Below are 21304 nucleotides of genomic sequence, written 5' to 3'. Positions count from 1 at the left end.
CATGCTGCGCGTCGATGTCGAAAAACAACTCGGTGAATTCTCGCTCTCCGCATCCTTCACCGGCGAAGGCCGCGTCATCGGCCTGTTCGGCGCCTCGGGCGCCGGCAAGACGTCACTGGTCAACATGATCGCGGGGCTGCTGCGGCCCGACCGCGGCACCATCGTGCTCGACGGCGAAACCGTCGACGACACCGCGGCCGGCATCCATGTCCCAGCCTGGCGCCGCCGCATCGGTTATGTGTTCCAGGATGCGCGGCTATTCCCGCATCTCAACGTCGCGCAGAATCTCGACTATGGACGGCAGATGAACCGCTTGGCGCCGGATCCGGCGCAGCACAAGCGCGTCATCGACCTGCTCGATATCGGCACCCTGCTCGGCCGCCGCCCCGGAAAACTCTCCGGCGGCGAGCGCCAGCGCGTCGCGCTCGGACGCGCGCTGCTCTCGAGGCCGCGCCTGCTGCTGCTCGACGAGCCGCTCGGCGCGCTCGACGAGGGCCGCAAGCTCGAGATCCTGCCCTATCTGGTGCGGCTGCGCGATGAGGCCAACGTCCCCATGGTCTATGTCAGCCACGACGCCGCCGAGCTGCGCCAGCTCGCGACGCAGATCGTGATGCTGAAACAGGGGCGGGTGACGAGTTTTGGCGGAGTGAAGGTGCTGGCGTGACGGGTATGCAGCGCTGGTTTGGGCTGCGCTGGCGCAACACCCACCGCCGTCGTCCCGGCGAACGGCGGGACCCATACCGCGTGATCTGCCGAGGGATTGTGGTGCAAATACCGGCGAAGAAAGAGTAACTGCGAGCCTTCGCCAAATTCCCCCCTGTGGTTATGGGTCCCGGCGTTCGCCGGGACGACACGGGAGATTGTTGATCCGCCGGCAGCTCGCTTAGACCCCCGCCACCGACGTCCACACATCCGCGAGCTTCTTTCGCAGCGCCTGCGCGCGCGTCGGCGTCGGCGGCGTCTCGTCTTCCTCCGGAAGGCGCAGGCCGACGACGTTGACGCGGCCGCCGGAGATGCTGCGCGCGACCAGCACGATCTCGTCCAGCGGCAGCTCAGCGCCCTCTTTCGGGGCGCGATCGAGATGGACGTCGAAATAATCGGCCAGCGTCAGCTTGCTCTCGTCCTCGCCGACCTTGACGCCGTAGATCTCGGCGAGCTCGGCGAGCGTGTGCTCGCCGGAGACCATGAAGTCGCCGAGCAGGTGCGGATCGGGCGCCGAGCTCGGCTGCATGTCGACGAAGAAGCGATCGAGCGACTCGGCCTTTTCCGGCGGCGCCAGCAAATAGATGTAGTCGCCGGGCGCGATCGGGTCGGCCTCCGTCGGCGTCAAGATGTTCTCGTTGCGGATCACCAGCGTCGGCTTGGACCAGGACGGGATCAGGCCGCGGCGGAAATACAGGCTCTTGGGCCGCACCGGATAGCCGACCAGCTGCTGCTCGAGCTGCCCGGGCAGATCCAGCTCGACACGGCGCGGACCGCGCTCGGCGCGCGGCAGAGCGACATGCAGCTTGCGCGCGGCGGGTGCCAGCGTCCAGCCTTGCAGCAACAGCGAGATGATGACGACGACGAAAGCGACGTCGAAATAGAGATAGGCCTTGGACAGGCCGACCAGCATCGGGATCGAGGCCAGGAAAATCGCGACCGCACCGCGCAGGCCGGTCCAGGCGATGAAGATCTTTTCGCGCCAGTTGAAGCGGAACGGCGCCAGGCACACGAATACTGCGATCGGTCGCGCCACCAGCATCAGCACGAAGGCGACCCCGACTGCCGGCAAGACGCTGGCGCCGAGCCGGCTCGGCGAGACCAGCAGGCCGAGCAACACGAACATCACGATCTGAGCCAGCCAGGTCGCCGCATCGAGGAAGGCCACCACCGAATTATGCGCGCGCGTCGGCCGGTTGCCGATGATGATGCCGGCCAGATAGACCGCGAGAAAGCCGGAGGCGTGCATGATCTGCGAGCCGCCGAAGATCACCAGCGCAGCCGTGGTCACGAACGGCGCATGCAGGCCCTGCGGCAGCGCGACCTTGTTGAGCGCGACGACGACGAGCCGTCCGCCGAAGATGCCGACGACGGCGCCCAGCACCGCCTCCTGGATGAACTCCATCGCCACATGGCCCGCCGAGCTCGATCCCAGCGAGATGTATTCGACCAGCATCAGGGTCAGGAAGATCGCGAAAGGATCGTTGGTGCCGGATTCGGCCTCCAGCGTCGCACCGACGCGCGGGCGCAGGCGCAGGCCCTGGGTGTGCACCAGCAGGAACACCGCGGCGGCGTCGGTCGAAGCGACCACAGCGCCGACCAGCAGCGACTCCGTCCAGTTGAGGTCGAGCGCGTATTTGGCGAACGGCGCCGTGATCAGCGCGGTCAAGAGCACGCCGACGGTCGCGAGCACCACGGAGGGCGCGAGCACGGTGCGGATGCTGGCAAAGCGCGTCTTCAAGCCGCCGTCGAACAGGATCAGGGCCAGCGCGACAGAGCCGACCAGATAGGTGGTGCGAACGTCGTCGAACTGGAGCTGGCCAGGGCCGGAATCGCCGGCGAGCATGCCGATCAAAAGGAAGACGAGCAGCAAGGGCGCGCCGAAGCGCAGCGCAAGCAGGCTCGACAGGATACCGGCCATCACGAGGACGGCGCCGAGCAATATGGCGATGCTGACGGAGTCGAGAGAGGCCATCCACCTTCCGGTTCAAAACAGCTGGAATGGCATCCATATCGTCGCGGCACCGGCGCGCCAACTCATTTTCTCCGGCTCGCGGCAATCTGCCCGTATTTTGCGGGCTTAACGCACTTCACTTAGCGGTGTATCGATGGTCCGGCCGCGCCCTTTGTGGGATTCTGCGGCTCCCTCGAATCAATACCTCCTCCGCTTGCCGACGAGACCGATGGACATGGACCTCAAGGACTTCATGGAGTTCGTGCAGACCACCGCGCGCAGCGTCGGGGCGGAAGTCTCCTCGCCCTGGTTCTACCTGCAATTCGGTCTCATCCTGGCCGCGGCCGGCATCGCCTATGCCGCGGAGGCCGGCGTCCGCAACCGGGTCGACATGACCTCGCTGGCGATGCGCTGGCCGCTGCCGCTCCGGCACTTCGCCCGGGTGATGGTCTCCAGCGCCTCGACGGCGGTGTTCACGCTGCTCGTGATCGTCTCGCGTGTGGTGATGTACCATGCGACCTGGCCGAGCCGCTCCTATCTGCTGATGGTCGCCGCCAAGCTGGGCTTCGCCTGGCTCGTGATCCGGTTGGTGACCTCGGTGCTGCGCAATGCCTTCATCGTCCGCCTGGTGTCGATCACGGCGTGGTTCGTCGCCGCGCTCTCGATCCTCGGCCAGCTCGATACGACGGTCGACCTGCTCGATTCCTTCGCGATCGTGCTCGGTGGCCTCAGGCTGACCCCGCTGCTGGTCCTCAAGGCCGGCGCGCTGCTGCTGATCGCGCTGTGGCTCACCAACATCGCGAGCAATTTCGCCGAGAGCCGGATCAACGCAACCACCGATCTGACGCCGTCGGTGCAGGTGCTGCTGGTCAAGATCATCCGCATCGGGCTTCTCGCCATCGCAATCGTCATTGCGCTCGGCGCGGTCGGCATCGACCTGTCGGCGCTCGCGGTATTCTCCGGCGCGGTCGGCGTCGGTATCGGTATCGGCCTGCAGAAGATCGTGGCCAACTTCATCTCGGGCATCATCCTGCTCGCCGACAAATCGGTGAAGCCCGGCGACCTCGTCACCATCGGCGACAATACCGGCCGCATCAGCGCGATGAAGACGCGTTATATTTCCGTCGCCGCCGGCGACGGCCGCGAGTTTCTGGTGCCGAACGAGGATCTGGTGACGCAGAAGGTCGTCAACTGGACCTATACCGACAAGAACACGCTGGTGAAGATTCCCTTCGGCACCAATTACGACGCCGACCCCCGCCTGGTCACCAAGCTCGCCGCCGAGACCGCCGCCGCCCATCCGCGCGCAACCAAGGGCAAGCCGCCGAACGCCATCCTGACCGAGTTCGCAGAAGCCGGCATGAAGTTCTCGCTGACCTTCTGGATTGCGGACCCCGACGGTATGGACAACGTCAAGAGCGACGTGATGCTGGCGCTGTGGGACGCCTTCAAGCGCGAGGGCATCCGGGTTCCCTACCCCGTCCGCGAAATCCGGGTCCGCGGCGGCGCGCTGCCGGTGGAAACCACCGTAGAAGTCCCGAATTAGGCCCGCTTTCGGGCGCAAGAGGCGGTAAGATTCTAGTTTCGACGCGTTTTCCTCACACGAACCGGTAGCCACTTCGCTCGAAAACGCTCTGCCTTGGCTTGCACGAAGGCCCGCAATCATTAAATTAGGGCCTGAAATCAAGCCTTTCCGCCGATATCGAGTTCAGCCCCGAAAAGACCTGACACGCATGAGCTACGTCGAAGCCACCGATACCTCGCTGCGCAAGACCGGACAGATCAAGCTGCATGGGCCGAGCGCCTTTGCCGGCATGCGCAAGGCGGGCGCGCTGGTAGCCAAGTGCCTCGACGAGCTCACCGACATCGTCGGGCCCGGCGTGCCGACCGAGCGCATCGACGAATTCGTCCGCGAATTCGCCTTCAGCAACAATGCCTTTCCGGCGACGCTGATGTATCGCGGCTATCGCTACTCGACCTGTACCTCGCTCAACCACGTGGTCTGCCACGGCATGCCCGGCGACCGTCCGCTGAAGGAAGGCGACATCGTCAACATCGACGTCACCTTCATCGTCGACGGCTGGTACGGCGATTCCAGCCGGATGTATGCGGTCGGCCCGATCGCCCGCAAGGCCGAGCGGCTGATCGAGGTGACCTATGAAGCGATGATGCGCGGCATCGCCGCGGTGAAGCCCGGCGCCACCACCGGCGACATCGGTCATGCCATCCAGAGCTTCGTCGAGCCGCAGGGCATGAGCGTGGTGCGCGATTTCTGCGGCCATGGCCTCGGGCGCATGTTCCACGACGAGCCGAACATCATCCATATCGGCCGGCCCGGCGAAGGCGTTCAGCTCAAGCCCGGCATGTTCTTCACAATCGAGCCGATGATCAATCTCGGCAAACCGCATGTGAAGATCCTCTCCGACGGCTGGACTGCCGTCACCCGCGACCGCTCGCTGTCGGCACAGTTCGAGCATTCGGTCGGCGTCACCGCTGATGGCGTCGAGATCTTCACGCTGTCGGAACGGCACGGCGAGAAGCAGATCGGGTGAGCCCGGCACAACGGCTACCGCCGCCGGCGGAATGACGACGGCGCCCGCTTGTAGGTCGCAACGAAGGCGTCGTTGAAGCGGCGCACGCTGCCGAAGCCGGCAGCAAACGCAATCTCCGCCAAATTCATCCCGGTCTGGTCGATCAGGCGCTTGGCCTCCTGCACGCGCCGGGTTGCCGCGATCTCGCTGGGGCTGGCGCCGGCGTGGCGCATGAACAGGCGCAGCAGATGACGCGGCCCGACGCCAAGGGCCGCCGCAAGCTCCGTCATCGACGCCCGATCCAGGAAACCGTCATGGATCAGCCGCATGCCGCGCGCGACCGTCGTGGCCGTTCCCATCCAGGCGGGCGAACCCGGCGCTGTCTCAGGCCGGCAGCGCAGGCACGGGCGAAAGCCGGCCCGCTCGGCGGCCGCAGCGGTCGCATAGAAGGTGACGTTCTCGGAGCGGGCGGGGCGAACCGGACAGACCGGCCGGCAATAGATCCGCGTCGAGCGCACCCCGGAGAAGAACAGCCCGTCGAAAGCGCGCGCACGCGCCAGACGCGCCCGATCGCAGGTGTCCCAGTCGAGATGCGGTGGCAGCGTTTGCCGGCGTGCCGAGCTTGTCGCCATGGCGGAAGACTAACGTTCGCATGGCGCGCCGAGTAGCTGAAATCGGACTCGACCGGGCGATGAGGTCCGAATTCAGCCAGCCTGCAGCGCCGCTCCGGATCATGGTGAGGATCGCTTCAGGAGCAGATGCATGAACACACCGGCGCAACAGACGACGTCACCGCAAACCGGTCTCGCCTTCGAGATCGGGCTCCTGCTGCTGCTCTCCCTGATCTGGGGCAGCTCGTTCACGCTCATCAAGATCGCGGTGCCGACGATCCCGCCCATCACGATGGTTGCCGTGCGGGTGACGATCGCGGCCGTTCTCCTGATCGTGATCGCAGCCTCGCAGGGACACGCCCTGCCCCGCCGCGGATCGGTGTGGGCGGCATTCGCCGTGCAAGGGCTGTTGCAGAGCGCGCTGCCCTTCGCCCTGATCAGTTGGGGAGAGATGCATATCGCAAGCGGTCTCGCCGGCGTGCTCAATGCGACCCCGCCGATATTCGTGCTGATGATCGCGTTGACGACCGGGCGCGGACGGCAGGCGATCAGCGGCCGGAAGATCATCGGCGTTGCACTCGGCCTTGCCGGCGTTGCCGTGACAATGGGGGCCGACGCGCTATCGGAGATCGGCACCGCCGCCCCGCTGGCGCAGATGGCGGTGCTCGGCGCCAGCCTCTGCTACGCGCTTGCACCGATTTGGGGACAGCGGTTCGCGGGCCTCCCCGCGATCGTCACAGCGGCCGGGGCGATGAGCTGCGCGGCGCTTCTCATGCTCCCGACCGCCGCCGTTTTCGAACAGCCGTGGACGCTGGCACCGCCGCCCGCGCGGGCGATCGCGGCGGTGGTCGCTCTCGCGGTGGTCTGCACCGCCTTCGCGATGGTGATCTATTTCCGGCTGATCCACACGCTCGGCCCGCTCGGCACGACCAGCGGCAGCTATCTGCGCGCAGGATTCGCCGTGGCGCTCGGCACCGCCATTCTCGGCGAGCACCTGACCTCGTCCAGTCTTGCCGGAATGGCGCTCATTCTCACCGGCGTGGTGGCGGTCACGGTGCCCGCTCTCAGGAAACCGACCGGCGCGCCGGCGCGCAATTGACGGTTGCAAAAACGCGGGTCCCCGGCAATGCTGGCGGCCGATGCCCGCCAAGCCGGACCACGACAAGAGCAAGCCTGAGGACGCGCCGCACTATCACGGCCATCGCGAGCGGCTGCGCGAGCGCTTCTACAATGCCGGGGCGGATGCGCTGAGCGACTACGAACTCCTGGAGATGGCGCTGTTTCCGGCACTGCCGCGGCGCGACACCAAGCCGCTCGCGAAGGCACTGATCAAGACCTTCGGCTCGTTCGCCGAGGTCGTGCACGCGCCGGTGGCGCGCTTGCGCGAGGTTGACGGCATCGGCGAGGCCGCGATCAACCAGCTCAAGCTGATCGCGGCCGCCGCGAGCCGCGTGACCAGGGGCGAGGTCAACAGCCGCAACGCGCTGTCGTCCTGGAACGAGGTGATCGATTACTGCCGCTCCAGCATGGCCTTTGCCGACAAGGAGCAGTTTCGCCTGCTGTTCCTCGACAAGCGCAACCAGCTCATCGCCGACGAGGTGCAGCAGACCGGCACCGTGGACCACACCCCGGTCTATCCGCGCGAAGTGATCAAGCGCGCGCTGGAATTATCGGCGACCGCCTTGATCCTCGTGCACAACCATCCCTCCGGCGATCCCTCGCCCTCGCAGGCCGACATCCAGATGACCAAAGCGATCATCGACATCGCAAAACCGCTGGGGATTGCCGTGCACGACCACATCATCGTCGGCAAGAGCGGCCACGCCAGCCTGCGCGGGATGCGGTTGATTTAGGGCAACGCGTGTCGAACCAGCCTGCACCGGCTCTCAAAACCTGACCGTCAATCCGCCGCCCGCATAATAGCTTGTCTCGGCCTGGTATTTGACCCCCGCTGGCGTGCTCGCGCCTCCAAAGCCGAACGGGAGCACGACAGCCGGGGCTGAAACGCCAGGGACCTTGTTATCGTAGTTGAGGCCGCCAAAGGCCCGCAACGCCCAGCTCGGCGCCAGCTTGATGTTGACGCTGGCTTCGGCATTGGCCACGAATGCGGTGGTCGTTGCACTGGACGTTGTGGCAGAGAAGGTCGGGGCGAAAAAGGGCACCCCGCCCACGAAGACGTTGACGGAGTCCGAGCCCGTCAGCGATACCCGCCGCATGGCGAGCCCGGCGTTGCCACCAGCCACAAACGTCAGCCAATCCGTCACAGGCACGGAACCGGACAGGCCGGCGCGGGCTCCCCAGTCCGTCCAATCGAGCTTGGTGTCCGCGTCATAGTGGACCGACGCAGTGCCGCCGAAAACGAGATTGGTTTCGGACAACGTCTGTGAGTTGCGGGACTTGCCGCCAAACACCGCAAGCGAAGGCGTAATGGTGACGCCGCTCACCTTGAAATCTGTCGCGTACCGCCCACTGACTTGCCAACTCGAATAGCTGGTACCGAGCGTGCTGGAAACGACACATGATGTTCCGGCGCCGCAAGCGACCGAGCCCGCGAAGTTTGTGATCCCGCCAACCTGCGGCAGCGAATATCCCGATCCCAACGTCGACACAGCCGTAGCGGCTTGCGAGGCGGTCGCATTGACATAGGCCCCGCTGAACTCGATCCGCCCATTAGTGCCGATATTCGACAGAGACACACCGGGAGGCAAAACGAAGCCCAATCCGCCGGAAATGCCATATCCGGTTGCCCGCGGGTCATATGTATTTGCCGCGGATATCCCCGATCCCGGGGCGACCGGCAACAGACGAGTGCCGATATCATAGGTCGGCAGGCGGATCGACTGCGCTGAGCCGTCAGCCCAGAAGTAGACTCCGCCAGCCGTGCTCGCGGTGGCCACCCCGGGCGCCTTGATCGGAATATCTGCGGCAAGTCCAGGCGCGGAAGTAGCCGCCACCAGTCCGGTTGCAATGATTGATAGCCGAATATGCCGATAAAGCACTGAAACCCCTCAGACGAACATGCCTTCGACGCCAAGGCATCATTTCGGCAAGATTCTAGGTGAGGTGCGGCGAGACTGTCGTCGCTTATGACGAACGGTGCTGTAGCGGTTTGCGTATTCTCGCCCCGCAATATCCATGAGCTGCACTGTTGAGGCTTCCGTGCAACATAACGGCGCGACACCGCACCGAAGTGCTCTTTTACGAACGGAATTGTTGCTTTTCGCGAATAGCGCTTGGCACCAAGTTCCAATATGCTCGATGTCGCCAGCCCTCACCGCGGACTCCCATGTAAAATGCAGAGAATCTCGTTTGACTCCGCCGATCTTCCCGGCGACGAGCGGCTGCGCAGAGAACGTTGGGTCGATTCACTGTCATCCGGTTATGTGCGTCTGCGCGCCGACGCCAAGCCCAACGTGCCCTTCGACGGCCAGCTCAAGATCATGCTGCTCGGCCAAGCCGCGATTGGTCACATTTGCGGGACCGTGCAGACCATTTCGCGCGGAACGGCGGAAATCGCCATCGAGAACACCGACAACGCCGTGCTTCTGCTCAATAGCGGAACGGACGAAATGCTCGTTGAGCAAAGCGGCAAGAGCGTTGCCTGCACCGCCGGTGCTGCGGTGCTTATCGAACAATGCGTGCCGTCGGCCATCAATGTAAGTGCGCAGCATCTCTGCAATTTCATGGCAATTCAATTGCCGCGCCAGCAGCTGCGTGGCCAGACGTGCAACGTCGAAGATCGATTCATGACGCCGATTCCCGCATCGGCTTCGGCGCCGGCGCTGGCATACGCTTACGTCGAGACGCTGCTGAAACTATCCGGCGCGGCGGAGCAAGCCGACATCCCGCGTTTTGCCGCCGACCACATCGCCGATCTCGTCGTGGCTGCAGTGGCCCTCAAGACCTTGCATCAGGAGACACAGGCGCCGAATTTGCGAGCGGCGCGGTTTGAGACCGTCCGGCGCGAGCTTGATCGCAATTTCATGATGCCCGGCTTTTCCTTGACGGCGCTCGCACGCCGCCTTCTGGTTTCGCCGCGCTATGTGCAGGCGCTCTTCTCCGAAGCCGGAACGTCGTTCACCGATGAACTGACCACTCGCCGGCTGATGCGGGCTCACGACATGCTGGCGTCGCCGCACTACGCACATATGAAGGTCATGGACGTCGCCTACGAGTGTGGATTCCCGACAGTATCGCACTTTCATCGCATTTTCCGGCGTCACTTCGATGCGACACCAGGCGAAGTCCGCGACAGAGCGATCAGATAAGTCGCGCTGGCCGGCTCAGTAGCAATAGCGCGGATCGACCGGGACGTAGCGGCCGTCGGGGCGTTGCATGTAGCAGCCGCGCTGATAGGCGTAGTAGCCGGAGCGGCGGCGCTCGCCTTCGGAGGCGATCGCGGCGCCCGTGCCGGCACCGACGACGGCACCGATGGCAGCCCCCCGGCCTCCGCCGAGCGCGCCACCGAGGATCGCCCCGCCGACGCCGCCGATGATCGCGCCGCCGATGGCATCCTGGGCCGCCGCCTCATGCACCGGCACCGCCATCGCAACCGTCAGACACACCGCCATTCCAACAGCTCGAAGCATCCCGAATCCTCCCGGTTGATGCCGCCAGTCATAGCGCTCGGAACGGCGCCGGACCAGACCAATTGTCGCAGCCAGCGGGGCCTCAGGCCGAAGGTTACGGTTCGACCCAGCGCTGCACGGCCTCGACGGTATCGGCGGGCGTGGTGTTGAAGCAGATCGCAGCGCCCGGCGCGAGGCGATGGACGAGGTTGAGCACCTTCTCGAACAGCGCGAGGCGCTCCTTCGGCTCGCGCAGGCCGGCGCCGATCACGATGCAGTCGAAGCGCTCGTCGCCCAGCGCCGCCGTGACGCCGGCTTCGGCGGTGGCGTCGAGATCGATCAGGCAGCTCGTGACCTCGAAGCCGAGATCGCGCAGGCGCAACAGCTGCGCCTCGATGTAGGTTCGCACGAGCTCCGGCGTGAGCTGCGGGAATGCCCTGTAGTCGGCACTGCCGGGTTCGATGCCGATCGCGAGGACGCGCTTGGCCATGCCGGATCTCCCAACGAAATCGCCTCTTCCGTCAACGAGATGCCCGGTCGGCAGGTTCCGCCTTCGCGTGGCGCCATTCGGCGGCAACGAATGTCGGGCCGCCTATTGCCGCAGCATGATCAGGGGATCGGCGGTATCGGGGACGCGCCGCCACTGCGCGTTGTCGTCGGCCTCGAACTGCCAGACGTTGCCCGATTTCGACATCAGGATGATCTGGCCGCGCTCGAGCCGCCATTGCGTCGGGTTGAACTGCGCGATGGCCGCGTCGCATTTCGGCTTGAGGAAGACCTGGAAATTGTCCTGGCCGGCTTCCGTGTTGGTCAGCGTCAGCCCGCAGACCGGCTGGCCGTTGCCGCGCACCATCGACCAGTCGCCGATCATCTGGTCCATCGACTTGGCCATCGAGCGGGCGGCGGCGAGATCCTGCAGGATGTAGACGCCCTCGCCCTGGCGCAGGCCTTCGAAGATGCCGGCCTCGACCTCGGTGAAGTCGATCACGGCTTCACCGGTCGCGTCCTGCAGGCGGACGATGTCGAGGCCCCTGACGCTCCAGGCGACGATGTCCTTGGTGAAGGGCAGCGCCGCCTTGCAGGCCGGCTCCAGCTCCAGCTTGAAGCCCTGCCCCGCGGCATCGCCCTTCATCGTGACGACGCAGGTCTTGCTGCGCTCGGTGGTCGAGAGCTCCCACTGCCCGAGCATCTCTTTCTTCAGGGTCGTCGTATCCTGCGCATGCGCGATGCCGATCGCGGCCAAGGAGGCCGCGACGGCGCCGATCGCGGCCAAATGGGCCGCGACGGCGGATGCAACGACCCGAAGACTTCGCATCAGCGCCCCTTGAATGGCGTTTCGGCAACCGGCGTCAACGGCGCCTTGCCTGAGAACCATGACTTGAGGTTGTCGACCACGAGCTGGTCCATCGCGTTGCGCGTCACCACCGAGGCCGAGCCGATATGCGGCAGCAGCACGACGTTCTGCATGGCCTTGAGTTCGTCCGGCACGGTCGGCTCAGCCGCGAACACGTCGAGGCCGGCGGCAAGGATGGTGCCCGACTTGAGCGCTTGGACCAAAGCCGGCTCATCGACCACCGAGCCGCGCGCGACGTTGACCAGCACGCCGCGCGGGCCGAGCGCCTTGAACACCTCGGCATTGATCATCTTGTTGGTCGATGCGCCGCCGGGCACGATCACCATCAGCGTGTCCACCGCCTTCGCCATCTCGATCAGATCAGGATAGTGCTTGTAGGAGACGTCCTTGGACGGGTTGCGTGAGTGATAGACCACCGGCACCAGCGAGGCGTCGAGCCGGCGCGCGATGGCCTGGCCGATCCGGCCCATGCCGACGATGCCGACCTTGCGGTCGCGCAGCGAGCCGACGCTGAGCGGATAGTTCTGCGTCTGCCAGAGCCCGGAGCGCACGTAGCGGTCCGCCTTGATGAACTCGCGCAAGGTGGAGATCAGAAGGCCCATCGCGACGTCGGCGACCTCCTCGGTCAGCACGTCGGGCGTGTTGGTGACGATGATGTTGTGCTCGGCCGCGTATTTGGCGTCGATATGGTCGTAGCCGACGCCGAAGCTCGCCACCATCTCGATCTTGGGCAGCTGCGACAGCGACTCCTTGTCGGCGCGGACGGTGTGATAGGTCACCGCGACGCCGCGGATTTTTTCGCGGATCGCCGGCGTCAGCCGTTCGAGGTCGCCGCGCGTCTCGGCCTTGTGCACGACGAAATGGTCGGAAAACCCGTTATCGAGGATCGGCCGCACCGGCCCATAGATCAGAAGGTCGATCTTTTCGGACGAAATCGAACCGGCAGCCATCAGTTTTCCTTTCCAAGCGCGCTTTCATGCCAGCGCCGTAAAACGAGGTGGGAAACTACCGCCAGCACCCCATAGATGACAATCCCGGCGAGCGACAACAGCAGCAGCGCTGCGAACATGCGGGGTATGTTCAATCGATAGCCCGACTCGGCGATCCTGTAGGCAAGCCCGGAGCCGGCACCGGCCGTTCCGGCCGCGATCTCGGCCACGACCGCGCCGATCAGCGACAGGCCGCCGGCGATGCGCAGGCCCCCGAGAATGTAGGGCAGCGCCGCGGGCAGCTCGAGGAAGCGCAGCGTCTGCGGCTTTGAGGCGCCATAGAGCTGGAACAGGCCGGCAAGGTTGCGATCGACCGAGTTCAGCCCGAGCGTGGTGTTGGACAGCACCGGGAAGAAGGCGACGATGAAGGCACAAACCACGACCGCGGTTTGCTGCTCCAGATAGATCAGGAGCAGCGGCGCAATCGCGATCACCGGGGTCACCTGAAGGACGATGGCATAGGGGAACAGCGAATATTCCACCCATTTCGACTGGTTGAACAACAGCGCCAGCGCGATGCCGCCGATGCTGGCCGCGGCAAAGCCTTCGAGCGTGGTCAGAAGCGTGGTGGCGAGCGATTGTGACAGCACCGCCCAATCCCTGATCAGCGTCAGGACGATGACGGAGGGCGCCGGCAGCACGTAAGGCGGGATGTCCTTGATGCGGACCACGAGTTCCCAGGCGAGGATGCCGGCCGCGAACACGATGACGGGAAGCACGAAGCGCATCGCGCGTTGCGCCCCTCGCGGTTTTGCGGTGACGGCAGCTTGCGCGCTCATAATGTCGACTGCCCCGAATAAGACGGGGCCAGCGCAGCCGACACCTTCCGACAGTAATCGGAATAGGCGGCGGAGGTGCGAAACGCCTCGCCGCGCGGCTCGACCGTCTCGATGCGGATGTCGGTCTGGATGCGGCCGGGCCGTGCCGTCATCACCACCACGCGCTGCGACAGATAGACGGATTCGAACACCGAATGGGTGACGAAGATGACGGTCTTGCCGAGGCTGCGCCACAGCGCGAGCAGATCGTTGTTGAGGCGGAAGCGCGTGATCTCGTCGAGCGCGGCGAACGGCTCGTCCATCAGAAGGATATCCGGATCGGTGACGAGCGCGCGCGCCAGCGACACCCGCATCTTCATGCCGCCGGAGAGCTCGCGCGGAAAGGCATCGGCGAAATCGGCGAGCCCGACGCTGGCCAGCGCCGCGTCGGCACGCCCGCGCGCCTCGGCCTTCGGCACGCCGGCGAGCTTGAGCGGCAGCCGCACATTCTCGCGCACGCTCGTCCAGGGCATCAAGGTCGGCTCCTGGAACACGAAGCCGATACCGTGCCCCGGCTGTACCACGCGCTCGTGACGGGCCACCCGCACGATGCCTGACGACGGCGCGCTGAGCTCCGCGATCAACCGCAACACCGTCGACTTGCCGCAACCGGACGGACCCAGCAGCGAGATGAACTCGCCCTTGCGGACAGTGAGGTCGAACGGGTCGAGCGCCATGACGCCGTTGTCATAGGTCTTCGTCACGCCGCGCAGGCTGACGGCGAGATGCGTCAGGCCGGCGTCGGCCGCGGGCGAGGTTTTGCCTGATGACATCGACCTTGCGCTACGGCTTGCTCGGGCGCAGCTCGACGCCGACGCCCTTGTTGACGAAGCGCAGCGTGTAGGATTTGCGGAAGTCGAGTTCGGGCTTCACGACGCCGGCCTTGACCATCTTGTTGAAGAAGGAGGTGTAGCGCTCGTCGCTCATGGCGCCGATGCCGTTCTTCAGGCTGTCGCCGGAATCGACGATGCCATGCTCCTTCATCTTGGCGACGGAATAGGCGAGCAGATCGTCGGTCATTTCCGGATTGAGCTTCTTGATCATGGCATTGCCGGCGGAATTGTCGCGGTAGATGTAGTTGTACCAGCCGACCATGGAGGCATCGACGAAACGCTGCACCAGGTCGGGCTTCTTCTCGACGACGTCGCGGCGCGTCTCGATCAGGGTCGAATAGGTGTTGAAGCCGTAATCGGCCAGCAGCAGCACGTTGGGCTTGAAGCCGGCGGCCTTCTCCACCGCGAACGGCTCGGAGGTGACGTAGCCCTGCATCGCGCTCTTGGGGTTGGCGATGAAGGGCTGCGGGTTGAAATTATAGGGCCGGACGTTCTTCTCGCTAAAACCGTATTCGGACTTCAGCCACTGGAAATAGCTGCCCATGCCCTCCTTGGAGACGAACAGCGTCAGCGGCTTGAGATCCTCGATCTTGCTGACCTTGGCGTCCGGCTGCGTCAGCATCACCTGCGGATCCTTCTGGAAGATCGCGGCGATGGTCACGACGGGAACGTTGTTGGCGACCGCGTCGAACGACATCAGCGTGTTCGCGGCCATGAAGAAGTCGATCTTGCCGGCGATCAGCAGCATCCGGTTGTTCTCGTTCGGGCCGCCGGGAACGATGGTGACGTCGAGGCCGTATTTCTTGTAGGTGCCATCAGCGACGGCCTGGAAGAAGCCGCCATGCTCGGCCTCGGCGACCCAGTTGGTGCCGAAGGTGACCTTGTCCAGCGTCTCGGCATGCGCCTCGACGCTGCCGACGAAGGCGGCCATCAAGCCCGCAATGAGCGCTCGCCGCAGATGAAAGGGGGTCATAATGGCACTCCGTCGATCGCTTCTGCGCCAATCGCTTCTGGCTCATGTGAACGCAACGCGATAAAACCGCATGACGTCAGGGGACGCGAGCCGGCCGGGCCCGCATCCCCTGATACCCCAAATTACGTGACAAATTCGGGCAATGAAACCTCCAAAGAAAACTCAATGATGCCACCCCGCGACTGGGCCGGGATCCGCTGGGCCGATGCGCCCCCCGGGGCGACGTCGCGCTGGATCGCGGTGCTGCCGCTGGCGGCAACGGAGCAGCACGGCCCGCATCTGCCGCTCACCACCGACGTGCTGATCGCGGACGCGTATCTGGCGCGCGTGCGCGAGCTTCTGCCCGACAACGTCCCGGCCAGTTTTCTTCCCGTCGAACCGGTCGGGATTTCCACCGAGCATATCGACTATCCGGGCACGCAGACGCTGCCGACTGCAACCGCGCTGAAGCGGTGGACCGGGATCGGCGAGGAGGTCGCGCGGCGCGGCGTGAAGAAGCTCGTCATCATCACCAGCCATGGCGGCAACAGCGCGGCCATGATGCTGGTGGCGCAGGATCTGCGCGCGCATCAAAAACTGTTCGTGGTGACGACGTCGTGGTCGCGGCTGTCGGGCGCCGACACATTGTTCCCGGCCGATGAAGTGCGCCACGGCATTCATGGCGGCGCGGTCGAGACCTCGATCATGCTGGCGCGCTATCCCGATCAGGTGCGTAAGGATGCCGTCGCCGATTTTCCCGCGAGCAGCATCGCACTGGAACGGCAGTACCGCTGGCTGTCGACGCAGCGGCCCGCGCCGTTCGCCTGGCAGGCGCAGGATCTCAACGCCAGCGGCGCCGTCGGCAATGCGACATTGGCCGTGGCGGCGAAAGGCGAGCAGCTCATCGATCAGGGCGCCCGTGCTTTTTGCGAGCTGCTGAGCGAGGTCGATAACTTCGACGTGAACAGGCTGGCCAAGGGGCCTCTCGGCTAACCAACATCCTCTTGGAATCATTCACGAAAACTCCCCGCTCCGGGAGCGGATTTGCCGCATTCGAACCGGACGCGGGGAGCCTCCGTCAAACTGGGCACGCGGGCCACAACGGACCGCCTCAACCCCGGATGGAGTTTCCCATGTCGATCAAGACCAAGATTGCCGCTCTCGCTCTCGCGACCCTCGCCGTCACCGGCAGCATCGTGTCCACCACCTCCTCGGCCGAAGCCAAGCAGCCCGGTTGGGTCTGGGGTGTCGGCGCCGGCATCGCCACCGCCGCCGTCGTCGGCTCCGCGATCGCCGCCAACAACGATCCCTATTACTACGGCTATCACCGCTGCGGCTGGGTCGCCCAGTACAACGCTTTCGGCCAGTACGTTGGCCGCGTTCGCACTTGCTACTGATCTGAGTACCTGAGGCCGATCTTACGTGGATCCTGCGTCCGACACGGGCGCCTCATCCACCCCGTGTCGTGCCCCGACCCCGCCCGGCTGTCCCCCCGGGCGGGGTCATTCGTTTTGGGCCGCGATTTGTTGCAGTCCCGTCACACAGAGGTGCGAACCATCATCTGCGGCAATCCGCATCAGTTGCTATTGCGAATTAATCGCAATAAGGTTCGCAACAAGCTCAGGGGCTTGGGAAGAACCCGTGTCGAACCGAGATCATCTCGGCCGATTGCGCGGGCACCAGTACCTGATGACAGGATCGCCGCGAATCGGCAGGGATATCGCAGCGGGTGGGCAACATTCGCGTTTTGGGGGCGTGCGTTTTGACGTTGAGAGGTCACCGTTACAGGTACTTGCGGACGGCCGCGGCGATTGCCTCGGGCGTACTGGCTTTTCCCGCGATGGGCCGCGCGGCCGATCTGCCGCTCAAAGCCCCGGCGCTGAAGGCGGTCTACGACTGGACCGGCCTCTATATCGGCGCGCATGCCGGCTTCACCCACGGCACATCCGCCGCGACGCTGACCGATCCAACGCTCGCAACCGACAACAACGTGTTCACCGGCGCGACCGGCGGCGTCCAGGCCGGCTACAATTGGCGCCTCAACTCGGGCCTCCTGCTCGGCGTCGAGGGCGACATCTCCTTTCCGAACTACATGCCTTCCAACCACGTCGTGTCGTCGACGGCGACCGCGCTGTCGGCCGCGGAGGAACGCTGGGACTATGTTGCGAGCCTGCGCGCGCGGCTCGGCTACGCCCAAGGCAATTGGCTGCTCTACGCCACCGGCGGCGCGGCTTTCACCGGCGAGCGCTTTCTCTCGACGCCGAACGGCGGCGTCGAGGAGAAGGTGCTGCACACGCGGTTCGGCTGGACCGCAGGCGGCGGCGTCGAACACGCCTTCGCGCCGCACTGGAGCGCGCGGCTCGAATATCTCTACAGCAAATTCGAGAACGCCAGCGTCACCTTCCCCTCCGGCGCGCAATATTCGTCGTCGATGGATTTTCACAGCCTGCGGATCGGCCTCAACCGCAAGATCGACTGGCCGGGCGTGCCGACCTACAACCCGAAATCCGACGTCACCGACACCGAATCCAACCGCTGGGAGATCCACGGCCAGTCGACCGCGCTTGGGCAGGGCTACCCCGCGTTCCATGCGCCCTATACCGGAACGAACAGCCTGCTTCCGTCGCCCGATTTTCAGCAGACCTGGAGCAATTCGCTCTATCTGAATGCGCGGCTGTGGGACGGCGGCGAGGTCTATTTCAATCCCGAGCTGCTGCAGGGTTTCGGCTTCAACAACACCACCGGTGCCGCGGGCTTCCCCAACGGCGAAGCGCAGAAGTCCGGCTTCCCCTATCCGCATTTCAACGCCTCGCGGCTGTTCGTGCGCCACACCTTCGGCTTCGGCGGCGAGCAGGAGGAGCTTGCCAGCGGCCAGCTTCAGCTCGCCAGCAAGGTCGATGTCTCGCGTCTGACCTTGCAGGTCGGCAAATTCTCCGTGGTCGACGTGTTCGACGGCAATTCCTACGCGCACGATCCGCGCAAGGATTTCATGAACTGGTCGATCTGGGCTTCCGGCGCCTTCGACTATGCCGCCGACAAGCTCGGCCTCGGCTATGGCGCGACCGCCGAATTGAACCAGAAGCAATGGGCGCTGCGCGCCGGCTACTTCCTGATCGGCGCAGAATCGAACTCCAGCAATTTCGACATGAACGTTGGTCGACGCGGCGAATATGTGATGGAGCTCGAGACGCGCTATTCGCTGTTCGGCCTGCCCGGCAAGCTGCGCACGCTCGGCTTCTTCAACAGCGCCCATTCCGGCAGCTACCGTGAGACACTGGATAATCCCGCGTTCGGGGTCGATATCAGCCAGACTCGTCGCGGCCGTATCAAATACGGCTACGCGCTCAACGTCGAACAGGCGATAACGGACGACATCGGCGTGTTCGGCCGCTGGAGCTGGAACGACGGCCGCAACGAGATCATGGCCTTCACCGACATCGATCGCAGCCTGTCCGGCGGCGTCTCGGTCAAGGGAGCGAGATGGGGCCGGCCCGACGACGTCGTCGCCATCGCCGGCGCCATCAATGCCCTCTCGCAGGACCATCGCGACTTCATTGCAGCCGGCGGGCTCGGCCCCCTCATCGGCGACGGCCAGCTCAACTACCGCCGCGAGCGCGTATTGGAGACCTACTACGCCTACGCGCTGAACAAGGCGCTGACCTTCACCGCCGACTACCAGCTCATCGTCAATCCCGCCTACAACGCCGACCGCGGACCGGTGTCGGTATTCTCGGGACGGCTGCACGGCGAGTTCTGATCGGTAGCTCAGCGCCTTGAAATAAGGTGGTGGCCGTTCACCTCTCCCGCAGGCGGGAGAGGGAGTGCACCTTCGTTGTAGCAACCAACCCTGATCTCGCTACGCTCTACGCCGCGCGGATTGCGTCCAGGAACTTTCCGACCTCGACCTTGAGACGGCTGCTCTCGCCCGACAGCGATCTGGCCGATGCGAGAACGTTGGAGGAGGCCGATCCGGTCTGGCTCGCGCCGCGCTGCACGTCGACGATGCTGGCGGAGACCTGCTGGGTGCCGCGCGCGGCCTGCTGCACGTTGCGGGAAATCTCCCGCGTCGCTGCGCCCTGCTCCTCGACCGCCGCGGCGATTGCGGACGCAATCTCGGACATGCGGGAGATCGTATCGCTGATCGACCTGATGGCGCCGACGGAGTCCTCCGTCGCGGTCTGGATTCCCGTGATCTGCTGGCTGATCTCGCCGGTGGCCTTGGCGGTCTGCTCGGCCAGCGCCTTGACCTCGGAGGCGACCACCGCAAAGCCGCGCCCGGCCTCGCCGGCGCGCGCCGCCTCGATGGTGGCGTTGAGAGCCAGGAGATTGGTCTGGCCTGCGATCTGGCTGATGAGCTCGACGACGTCGCCGATCCGCCCCGCGGCCTTGGCGAGCTCGCCGACGTAATCGTTGGTCCGCCCCGCCTGCTGCACCGCCTCGCCGGCGATGCGCGCGGAATCCTGCACCTGCCGGCTGATCTCGTCGACCGACGAGGCCATCTCCTCGGCCGCCGCGGCAACGGTCTGCACGTTGGTGGAGGCCTGCTCGGACGCCGCCGCGACGGTCGCGGTGACCTTCTCCGATTGATCGGCCGTGCTCGTCAGCGTTCCCGCGGACACTTCCAGCTCCGAGGAAGCCGACGACACCGTGTTGATCACGTCGCCGATCATGGCCTCGAAATCGCGCGCGATCTGGTCCATGCGCTGGCTGCGCCGGAGCTTCGCGTCGGCTTCGACCGCGGCCGCCTCGTCGGCCGCCTTCTTGGCGAGCAGTGAATCCTTGAAGTGCTGCAGCGAGCCCGCCACCTGGCCGATCTCGTCATTGCGGCCCGTCGCGGGGATCTCGACGTCGTGCTGTCCGGCGGCAAGCGTTCCAATGACGTCCGCGAGCCGGCTGAGCGGCGTCACCACGCGCCTGCGCAGCATCATGGTCACGCCACCGAGCGTCCCAAGCAGCGCCAGCACCACCACGCCTGCGAGCGCGAGCATCGCCAGCGCGCCATCGCGCGCGGCCGAGGCACGATCGGCCGCTTCGGCCAATGCGGCATCACGCACGCCGTAGAACATCTGGATGGCCGGCACGATGACCTTCGCCAGCTCGTCGGCGTTGCTGCTGTACTTGCCGTCACTTCGGGCTGCGGGAATCTCCTTGTCCACGGCAGCCGCAGCTTTTCCAAAATACGATTCCGTTGCCGCCTTCAGCGCGGTCGCGATGCGGGGGGGATTTCCGAGTTGGTCGATGCCGGCCTCGATACGCTCGCGGTCGGCCTCCACGCGGCCTTGCATGCGATCCATCAGCGACAATTCGGTCGCCGTGAGCGGGCGGCTCGCGGACAGCGCCGGCGATAGCGTGGCGGCTCGGCTGCCGGCCGCAACACGCAGGTCCTGGGCCGTCCGCGCCAGGCTCAACAGCGCCGCGAGCGAGGAATCGGCGTTGATGACTTTCGCTTCGAGCCGGTTCAGGACCGGTTCGATGTTGCCGATGACGTCGGCAACACCAGGCAGGAAGCCCTTGATCACAGCACCATCGCGCGCCGCCAGGGGGGCGCTCATCGCCCGGTCTGCGGCCGTGGTGACCTCCTTCAGCCGCCGTGCGGCACGGTCGAGATTCTCGACAATCGCTCCGCCGTCATCCAGCACCAGGATGGCGCGCCTTGCAGCCTCGAAGCCGGCCTCGGCGGCCTTCGCGGCCTTCCCGGCCGCTTCGATCTGGGCTGGCGTCGCCGCGGCTTCCTGGAAGATCGGACCGATATAGGGGGCGCGAAGGCCGGCGACGTGCTGGCTGACCATCAGGGTCGCGCCAAAGGCATCGACGGTCTTGATCGCGTCCGAGCGGTTCGTGAAGATGCGCGTCTGGGGTATCAGCACCTCGGCGCCGAGGATGACTGCGAAAACCGTCACCGTCAGCATCGACAACGCGAAAAGTTTCCCGATGCGCATCTTGGGTCCCCCGAATAGATTTCTGCAATGTCGAAAACTAGCCGGCGGCCACT

Annotated in this window: 20 protein-coding genes; 9 read left to right on the top strand and 11 right to left on the bottom strand. The window is 65.2% G+C overall.

Features of this window, described 5'->3' with window-relative positions:
* Position 1 precedes the first annotated feature (1 nt).
* Complete coding sequence (gene modC / locus AABA84_RS24790; RefSeq protein ID WP_028139791.1) at positions 2 to 664, top strand: molybdenum ABC transporter ATP-binding protein; 663 nt, start codon at positions 2 to 4, stop codon at positions 662 to 664.
* Between the two features lie 219 nt (positions 665 to 883).
* Here the strand turns inward: modC and AABA84_RS24785 are convergent, their stop codons facing one another.
* Positions 884 to 2677 carry a potassium/proton antiporter gene (locus tag AABA84_RS24785; RefSeq protein ID WP_338307691.1) on the bottom strand — a complete coding sequence of 598 codons (1794 nt, stop codon included), beginning with the start codon at positions 2675 to 2677 and terminating at the stop codon, positions 884 to 886.
* A gap of 208 nt (positions 2678 to 2885) precedes the next feature.
* On the opposite strand from AABA84_RS24785, the gene AABA84_RS24780 reads away from it, so the two are divergent.
* Both AABA84_RS24780 and map read left to right on the top strand, forming a co-directional pair.
* Positions 2886 to 4202 (top strand): mechanosensitive ion channel family protein, encoded by a 1317-nt coding sequence (locus AABA84_RS24780; protein ID WP_338313519.1) that lies wholly within the window; start codon positions 2886 to 2888, stop codon positions 4200 to 4202.
* Between the two features lie 187 nt (positions 4203 to 4389).
* A complete protein-coding gene (gene map, locus AABA84_RS24775) occupies positions 4390 to 5208 on the top strand; it encodes a type I methionyl aminopeptidase (RefSeq protein WP_212247456.1) in 819 nt (272 codons plus the stop codon).
* A gap of 14 nt (positions 5209 to 5222) precedes the next feature.
* On the opposite strand, the gene AABA84_RS24770 is transcribed toward map, so the two are convergent.
* Complete coding sequence (locus AABA84_RS24770; RefSeq protein WP_338313518.1) at positions 5223 to 5819, bottom strand: bifunctional transcriptional activator/DNA repair enzyme AdaA; 597 nt, start codon at positions 5817 to 5819, stop codon at positions 5223 to 5225.
* 130 nt (positions 5820 to 5949) lie between these two features.
* Between AABA84_RS24770 and AABA84_RS24765 the strand changes: the two genes are divergently transcribed.
* Together AABA84_RS24765 and radC are read left to right on the top strand one after the other, a co-directional pair.
* Positions 5950 to 6897 carry a DMT family transporter gene (locus AABA84_RS24765; RefSeq protein ID WP_212247465.1) on the top strand — a complete coding sequence of 316 codons (948 nt, stop codon included), beginning with the start codon at positions 5950 to 5952 and terminating at the stop codon, positions 6895 to 6897.
* A 40-nt stretch (positions 6898 to 6937) separates the two neighbouring features.
* The gene (radC, locus tag AABA84_RS24760) at positions 6938 to 7651 is read left to right on the top strand and encodes a RadC family protein (protein ID WP_338313517.1); all 714 of its coding nucleotides are present in this window, start codon (positions 6938 to 6940) and stop codon (positions 7649 to 7651) included.
* A gap of 33 nt (positions 7652 to 7684) precedes the next feature.
* On the opposite strand, the gene AABA84_RS24755 is transcribed toward radC, so the two are convergent.
* Positions 7685 to 8797, bottom strand: coding sequence for a hypothetical protein (locus AABA84_RS24755; RefSeq protein ID WP_212247469.1), 1113 nt, complete (start codon positions 8795 to 8797; stop codon positions 7685 to 7687).
* 294 nt (positions 8798 to 9091) lie between these two features.
* Between AABA84_RS24755 and AABA84_RS24750 the strand changes: the two genes are divergently transcribed.
* Entirely contained in the window at positions 9092 to 10066 is a 975-nt protein-coding gene (locus AABA84_RS24750; RefSeq protein WP_338313516.1) for a helix-turn-helix transcriptional regulator, read from the top strand.
* Positions 10067 to 10081: 15 nt separating this feature from the next.
* Here AABA84_RS24750 and AABA84_RS24745 read toward each other — a convergent pair whose 3' ends face one another.
* The 7 genes from AABA84_RS24745 to AABA84_RS24715 all read right to left on the bottom strand — a co-directional run bounded on the left by AABA84_RS24745 (position 10082) and on the right by AABA84_RS24715 (position 15333).
* The gene (locus AABA84_RS24745) at positions 10082 to 10387 is read right to left on the bottom strand and encodes a hypothetical protein (RefSeq protein WP_212247479.1); all 306 of its coding nucleotides are present in this window, start codon (positions 10385 to 10387) and stop codon (positions 10082 to 10084) included.
* Between the two features lie 94 nt (positions 10388 to 10481).
* The gene (locus AABA84_RS24740) at positions 10482 to 10856 is read right to left on the bottom strand and encodes a hypothetical protein (protein ID WP_338313515.1); all 375 of its coding nucleotides are present in this window, start codon (positions 10854 to 10856) and stop codon (positions 10482 to 10484) included.
* A 102-nt stretch (positions 10857 to 10958) separates the two neighbouring features.
* On the bottom strand, positions 10959 to 11681 hold the full coding sequence (locus AABA84_RS24735) for an AprI/Inh family metalloprotease inhibitor (RefSeq protein WP_338307699.1): 723 nt from the start codon (positions 11679 to 11681) through the stop codon (positions 10959 to 10961).
* On the bottom strand, positions 11681 to 12670 hold the full coding sequence (locus tag AABA84_RS24730; protein ID WP_338313514.1) for a 2-hydroxyacid dehydrogenase: 990 nt from the start codon (positions 12668 to 12670) through the stop codon (positions 11681 to 11683). The genes AABA84_RS24735 and AABA84_RS24730 overlap by 1 nt, the downstream gene beginning before the upstream one ends.
* Positions 12670 to 13488 (bottom strand): ABC transporter permease, encoded by an 819-nt coding sequence (locus tag AABA84_RS24725; RefSeq protein WP_338313513.1) that lies wholly within the window; start codon positions 13486 to 13488, stop codon positions 12670 to 12672. The genes AABA84_RS24730 and AABA84_RS24725 overlap by 1 nt, the downstream gene beginning before the upstream one ends.
* Positions 13485 to 14300, bottom strand: coding sequence for an ABC transporter ATP-binding protein (locus AABA84_RS24720; RefSeq protein ID WP_338313512.1), 816 nt, complete (start codon positions 14298 to 14300; stop codon positions 13485 to 13487). The genes AABA84_RS24725 and AABA84_RS24720 overlap by 4 nt, the downstream gene beginning before the upstream one ends.
* A 10-nt stretch (positions 14301 to 14310) precedes the next feature.
* Entirely contained in the window at positions 14311 to 15333 is a 1023-nt protein-coding gene (locus AABA84_RS24715; RefSeq protein WP_338313511.1) for an ABC transporter substrate-binding protein, read from the bottom strand.
* A gap of 165 nt (positions 15334 to 15498) precedes the next feature.
* On the opposite strand from AABA84_RS24715, the gene AABA84_RS24710 reads away from it, so the two are divergent.
* The 3 genes from AABA84_RS24710 (at position 15499) to AABA84_RS24700 (ending at position 19069) form a co-directional block, all read left to right on the top strand.
* Positions 15499 to 16305, top strand: coding sequence for a creatininase family protein (locus AABA84_RS24710; RefSeq protein WP_338313535.1), 807 nt, complete (start codon positions 15499 to 15501; stop codon positions 16303 to 16305).
* A 140-nt stretch (positions 16306 to 16445) separates the two neighbouring features.
* Positions 16446 to 16709: a hypothetical protein gene (locus AABA84_RS24705; RefSeq protein ID WP_026201669.1), complete on the top strand. Its 264-nt coding sequence runs from the start codon at positions 16446 to 16448 to the stop codon at positions 16707 to 16709.
* A 395-nt stretch (positions 16710 to 17104) separates the two neighbouring features.
* Positions 17105 to 19069, top strand: a complete 1965-nt coding sequence (locus tag AABA84_RS24700) for a carbohydrate porin (RefSeq protein ID WP_338313510.1) — start codon at positions 17105 to 17107, stop codon at positions 19067 to 19069.
* 106 nt (positions 19070 to 19175) lie between these two features.
* Here AABA84_RS24700 and AABA84_RS24695 read toward each other — a convergent pair whose 3' ends face one another.
* Positions 19176 to 21251 (bottom strand): methyl-accepting chemotaxis protein, encoded by a 2076-nt coding sequence (locus AABA84_RS24695; RefSeq protein WP_212247501.1) that lies wholly within the window; start codon positions 21249 to 21251, stop codon positions 19176 to 19178.
* Positions 21252 to 21304 lie beyond the last annotated feature (53 nt).

It is taken from the genome of Bradyrhizobium sp. TM239 (assembly GCF_036247985.1).
Taxonomy (GTDB): Bacteria; Pseudomonadota; Alphaproteobacteria; order Rhizobiales; family Xanthobacteraceae; genus Bradyrhizobium; species Bradyrhizobium ottawaense.
Note: the sequence above shows the minus strand (reverse complement) of the source record. Positions and strands in the feature narration are given on the sequence as shown.

What these genes read in the sequence shown, in the direction of transcription:
- modC (WP_028139791.1), top strand. Translation starts at nt 2, where the DNA reads ATGCTGCGCGTCGATGTCGAAAAACAACTCGGTGAATTCTCGCTCTCC.
- AABA84_RS24785 (WP_338307691.1), bottom strand. Translation starts at nt 2,677, where the DNA reads ATGGCCTCTCTCGACTCCGTCAGCATCGCCATATTGCTCGGCGCCGTC.
- AABA84_RS24780 (WP_338313519.1), top strand. Translation starts at nt 2,886, where the DNA reads ATGGACATGGACCTCAAGGACTTCATGGAGTTCGTGCAGACCACCGCG.
- map (WP_212247456.1), top strand. Translation starts at nt 4,390, where the DNA reads ATGAGCTACGTCGAAGCCACCGATACCTCGCTGCGCAAGACCGGACAG.
- AABA84_RS24770 (WP_338313518.1), bottom strand. Translation starts at nt 5,819, where the DNA reads ATGGCGACAAGCTCGGCACGCCGGCAAACGCTGCCACCGCATCTCGAC.
- AABA84_RS24765 (WP_212247465.1), top strand. Translation starts at nt 5,950, where the DNA reads ATGAACACACCGGCGCAACAGACGACGTCACCGCAAACCGGTCTCGCC.
- radC (WP_338313517.1), top strand. Translation starts at nt 6,938, where the DNA reads ATGCCCGCCAAGCCGGACCACGACAAGAGCAAGCCTGAGGACGCGCCG.
- AABA84_RS24750 (WP_338313516.1), top strand. Translation starts at nt 9,092, where the DNA reads ATGCAGAGAATCTCGTTTGACTCCGCCGATCTTCCCGGCGACGAGCGG.
- AABA84_RS24745 (WP_212247479.1), bottom strand. Translation starts at nt 10,387, where the DNA reads ATGCTTCGAGCTGTTGGAATGGCGGTGTGTCTGACGGTTGCGATGGCG.
- AABA84_RS24740 (WP_338313515.1), bottom strand. Translation starts at nt 10,856, where the DNA reads ATGGCCAAGCGCGTCCTCGCGATCGGCATCGAACCCGGCAGTGCCGAC.
- AABA84_RS24735 (WP_338307699.1), bottom strand. Translation starts at nt 11,681, where the DNA reads ATGCGAAGTCTTCGGGTCGTTGCATCCGCCGTCGCGGCCCATTTGGCC.
- AABA84_RS24730 (WP_338313514.1), bottom strand. Translation starts at nt 12,670, where the DNA reads ATGGCTGCCGGTTCGATTTCGTCCGAAAAGATCGACCTTCTGATCTAT.
- AABA84_RS24725 (WP_338313513.1), bottom strand. Translation starts at nt 13,488, where the DNA reads ATGAGCGCGCAAGCTGCCGTCACCGCAAAACCGCGAGGGGCGCAACGC.
- AABA84_RS24720 (WP_338313512.1), bottom strand. Translation starts at nt 14,300, where the DNA reads ATGTCATCAGGCAAAACCTCGCCCGCGGCCGACGCCGGCCTGACGCAT.
- AABA84_RS24715 (WP_338313511.1), bottom strand. Translation starts at nt 15,333, where the DNA reads ATGACCCCCTTTCATCTGCGGCGAGCGCTCATTGCGGGCTTGATGGCC.
- AABA84_RS24710 (WP_338313535.1), top strand. Translation starts at nt 15,499, where the DNA reads ATGATGCCACCCCGCGACTGGGCCGGGATCCGCTGGGCCGATGCGCCC.
- AABA84_RS24705 (WP_026201669.1), top strand. Translation starts at nt 16,446, where the DNA reads ATGTCGATCAAGACCAAGATTGCCGCTCTCGCTCTCGCGACCCTCGCC.
- AABA84_RS24695 (WP_212247501.1), bottom strand. Translation starts at nt 21,251, where the DNA reads ATGCGCATCGGGAAACTTTTCGCGTTGTCGATGCTGACGGTGACGGTT.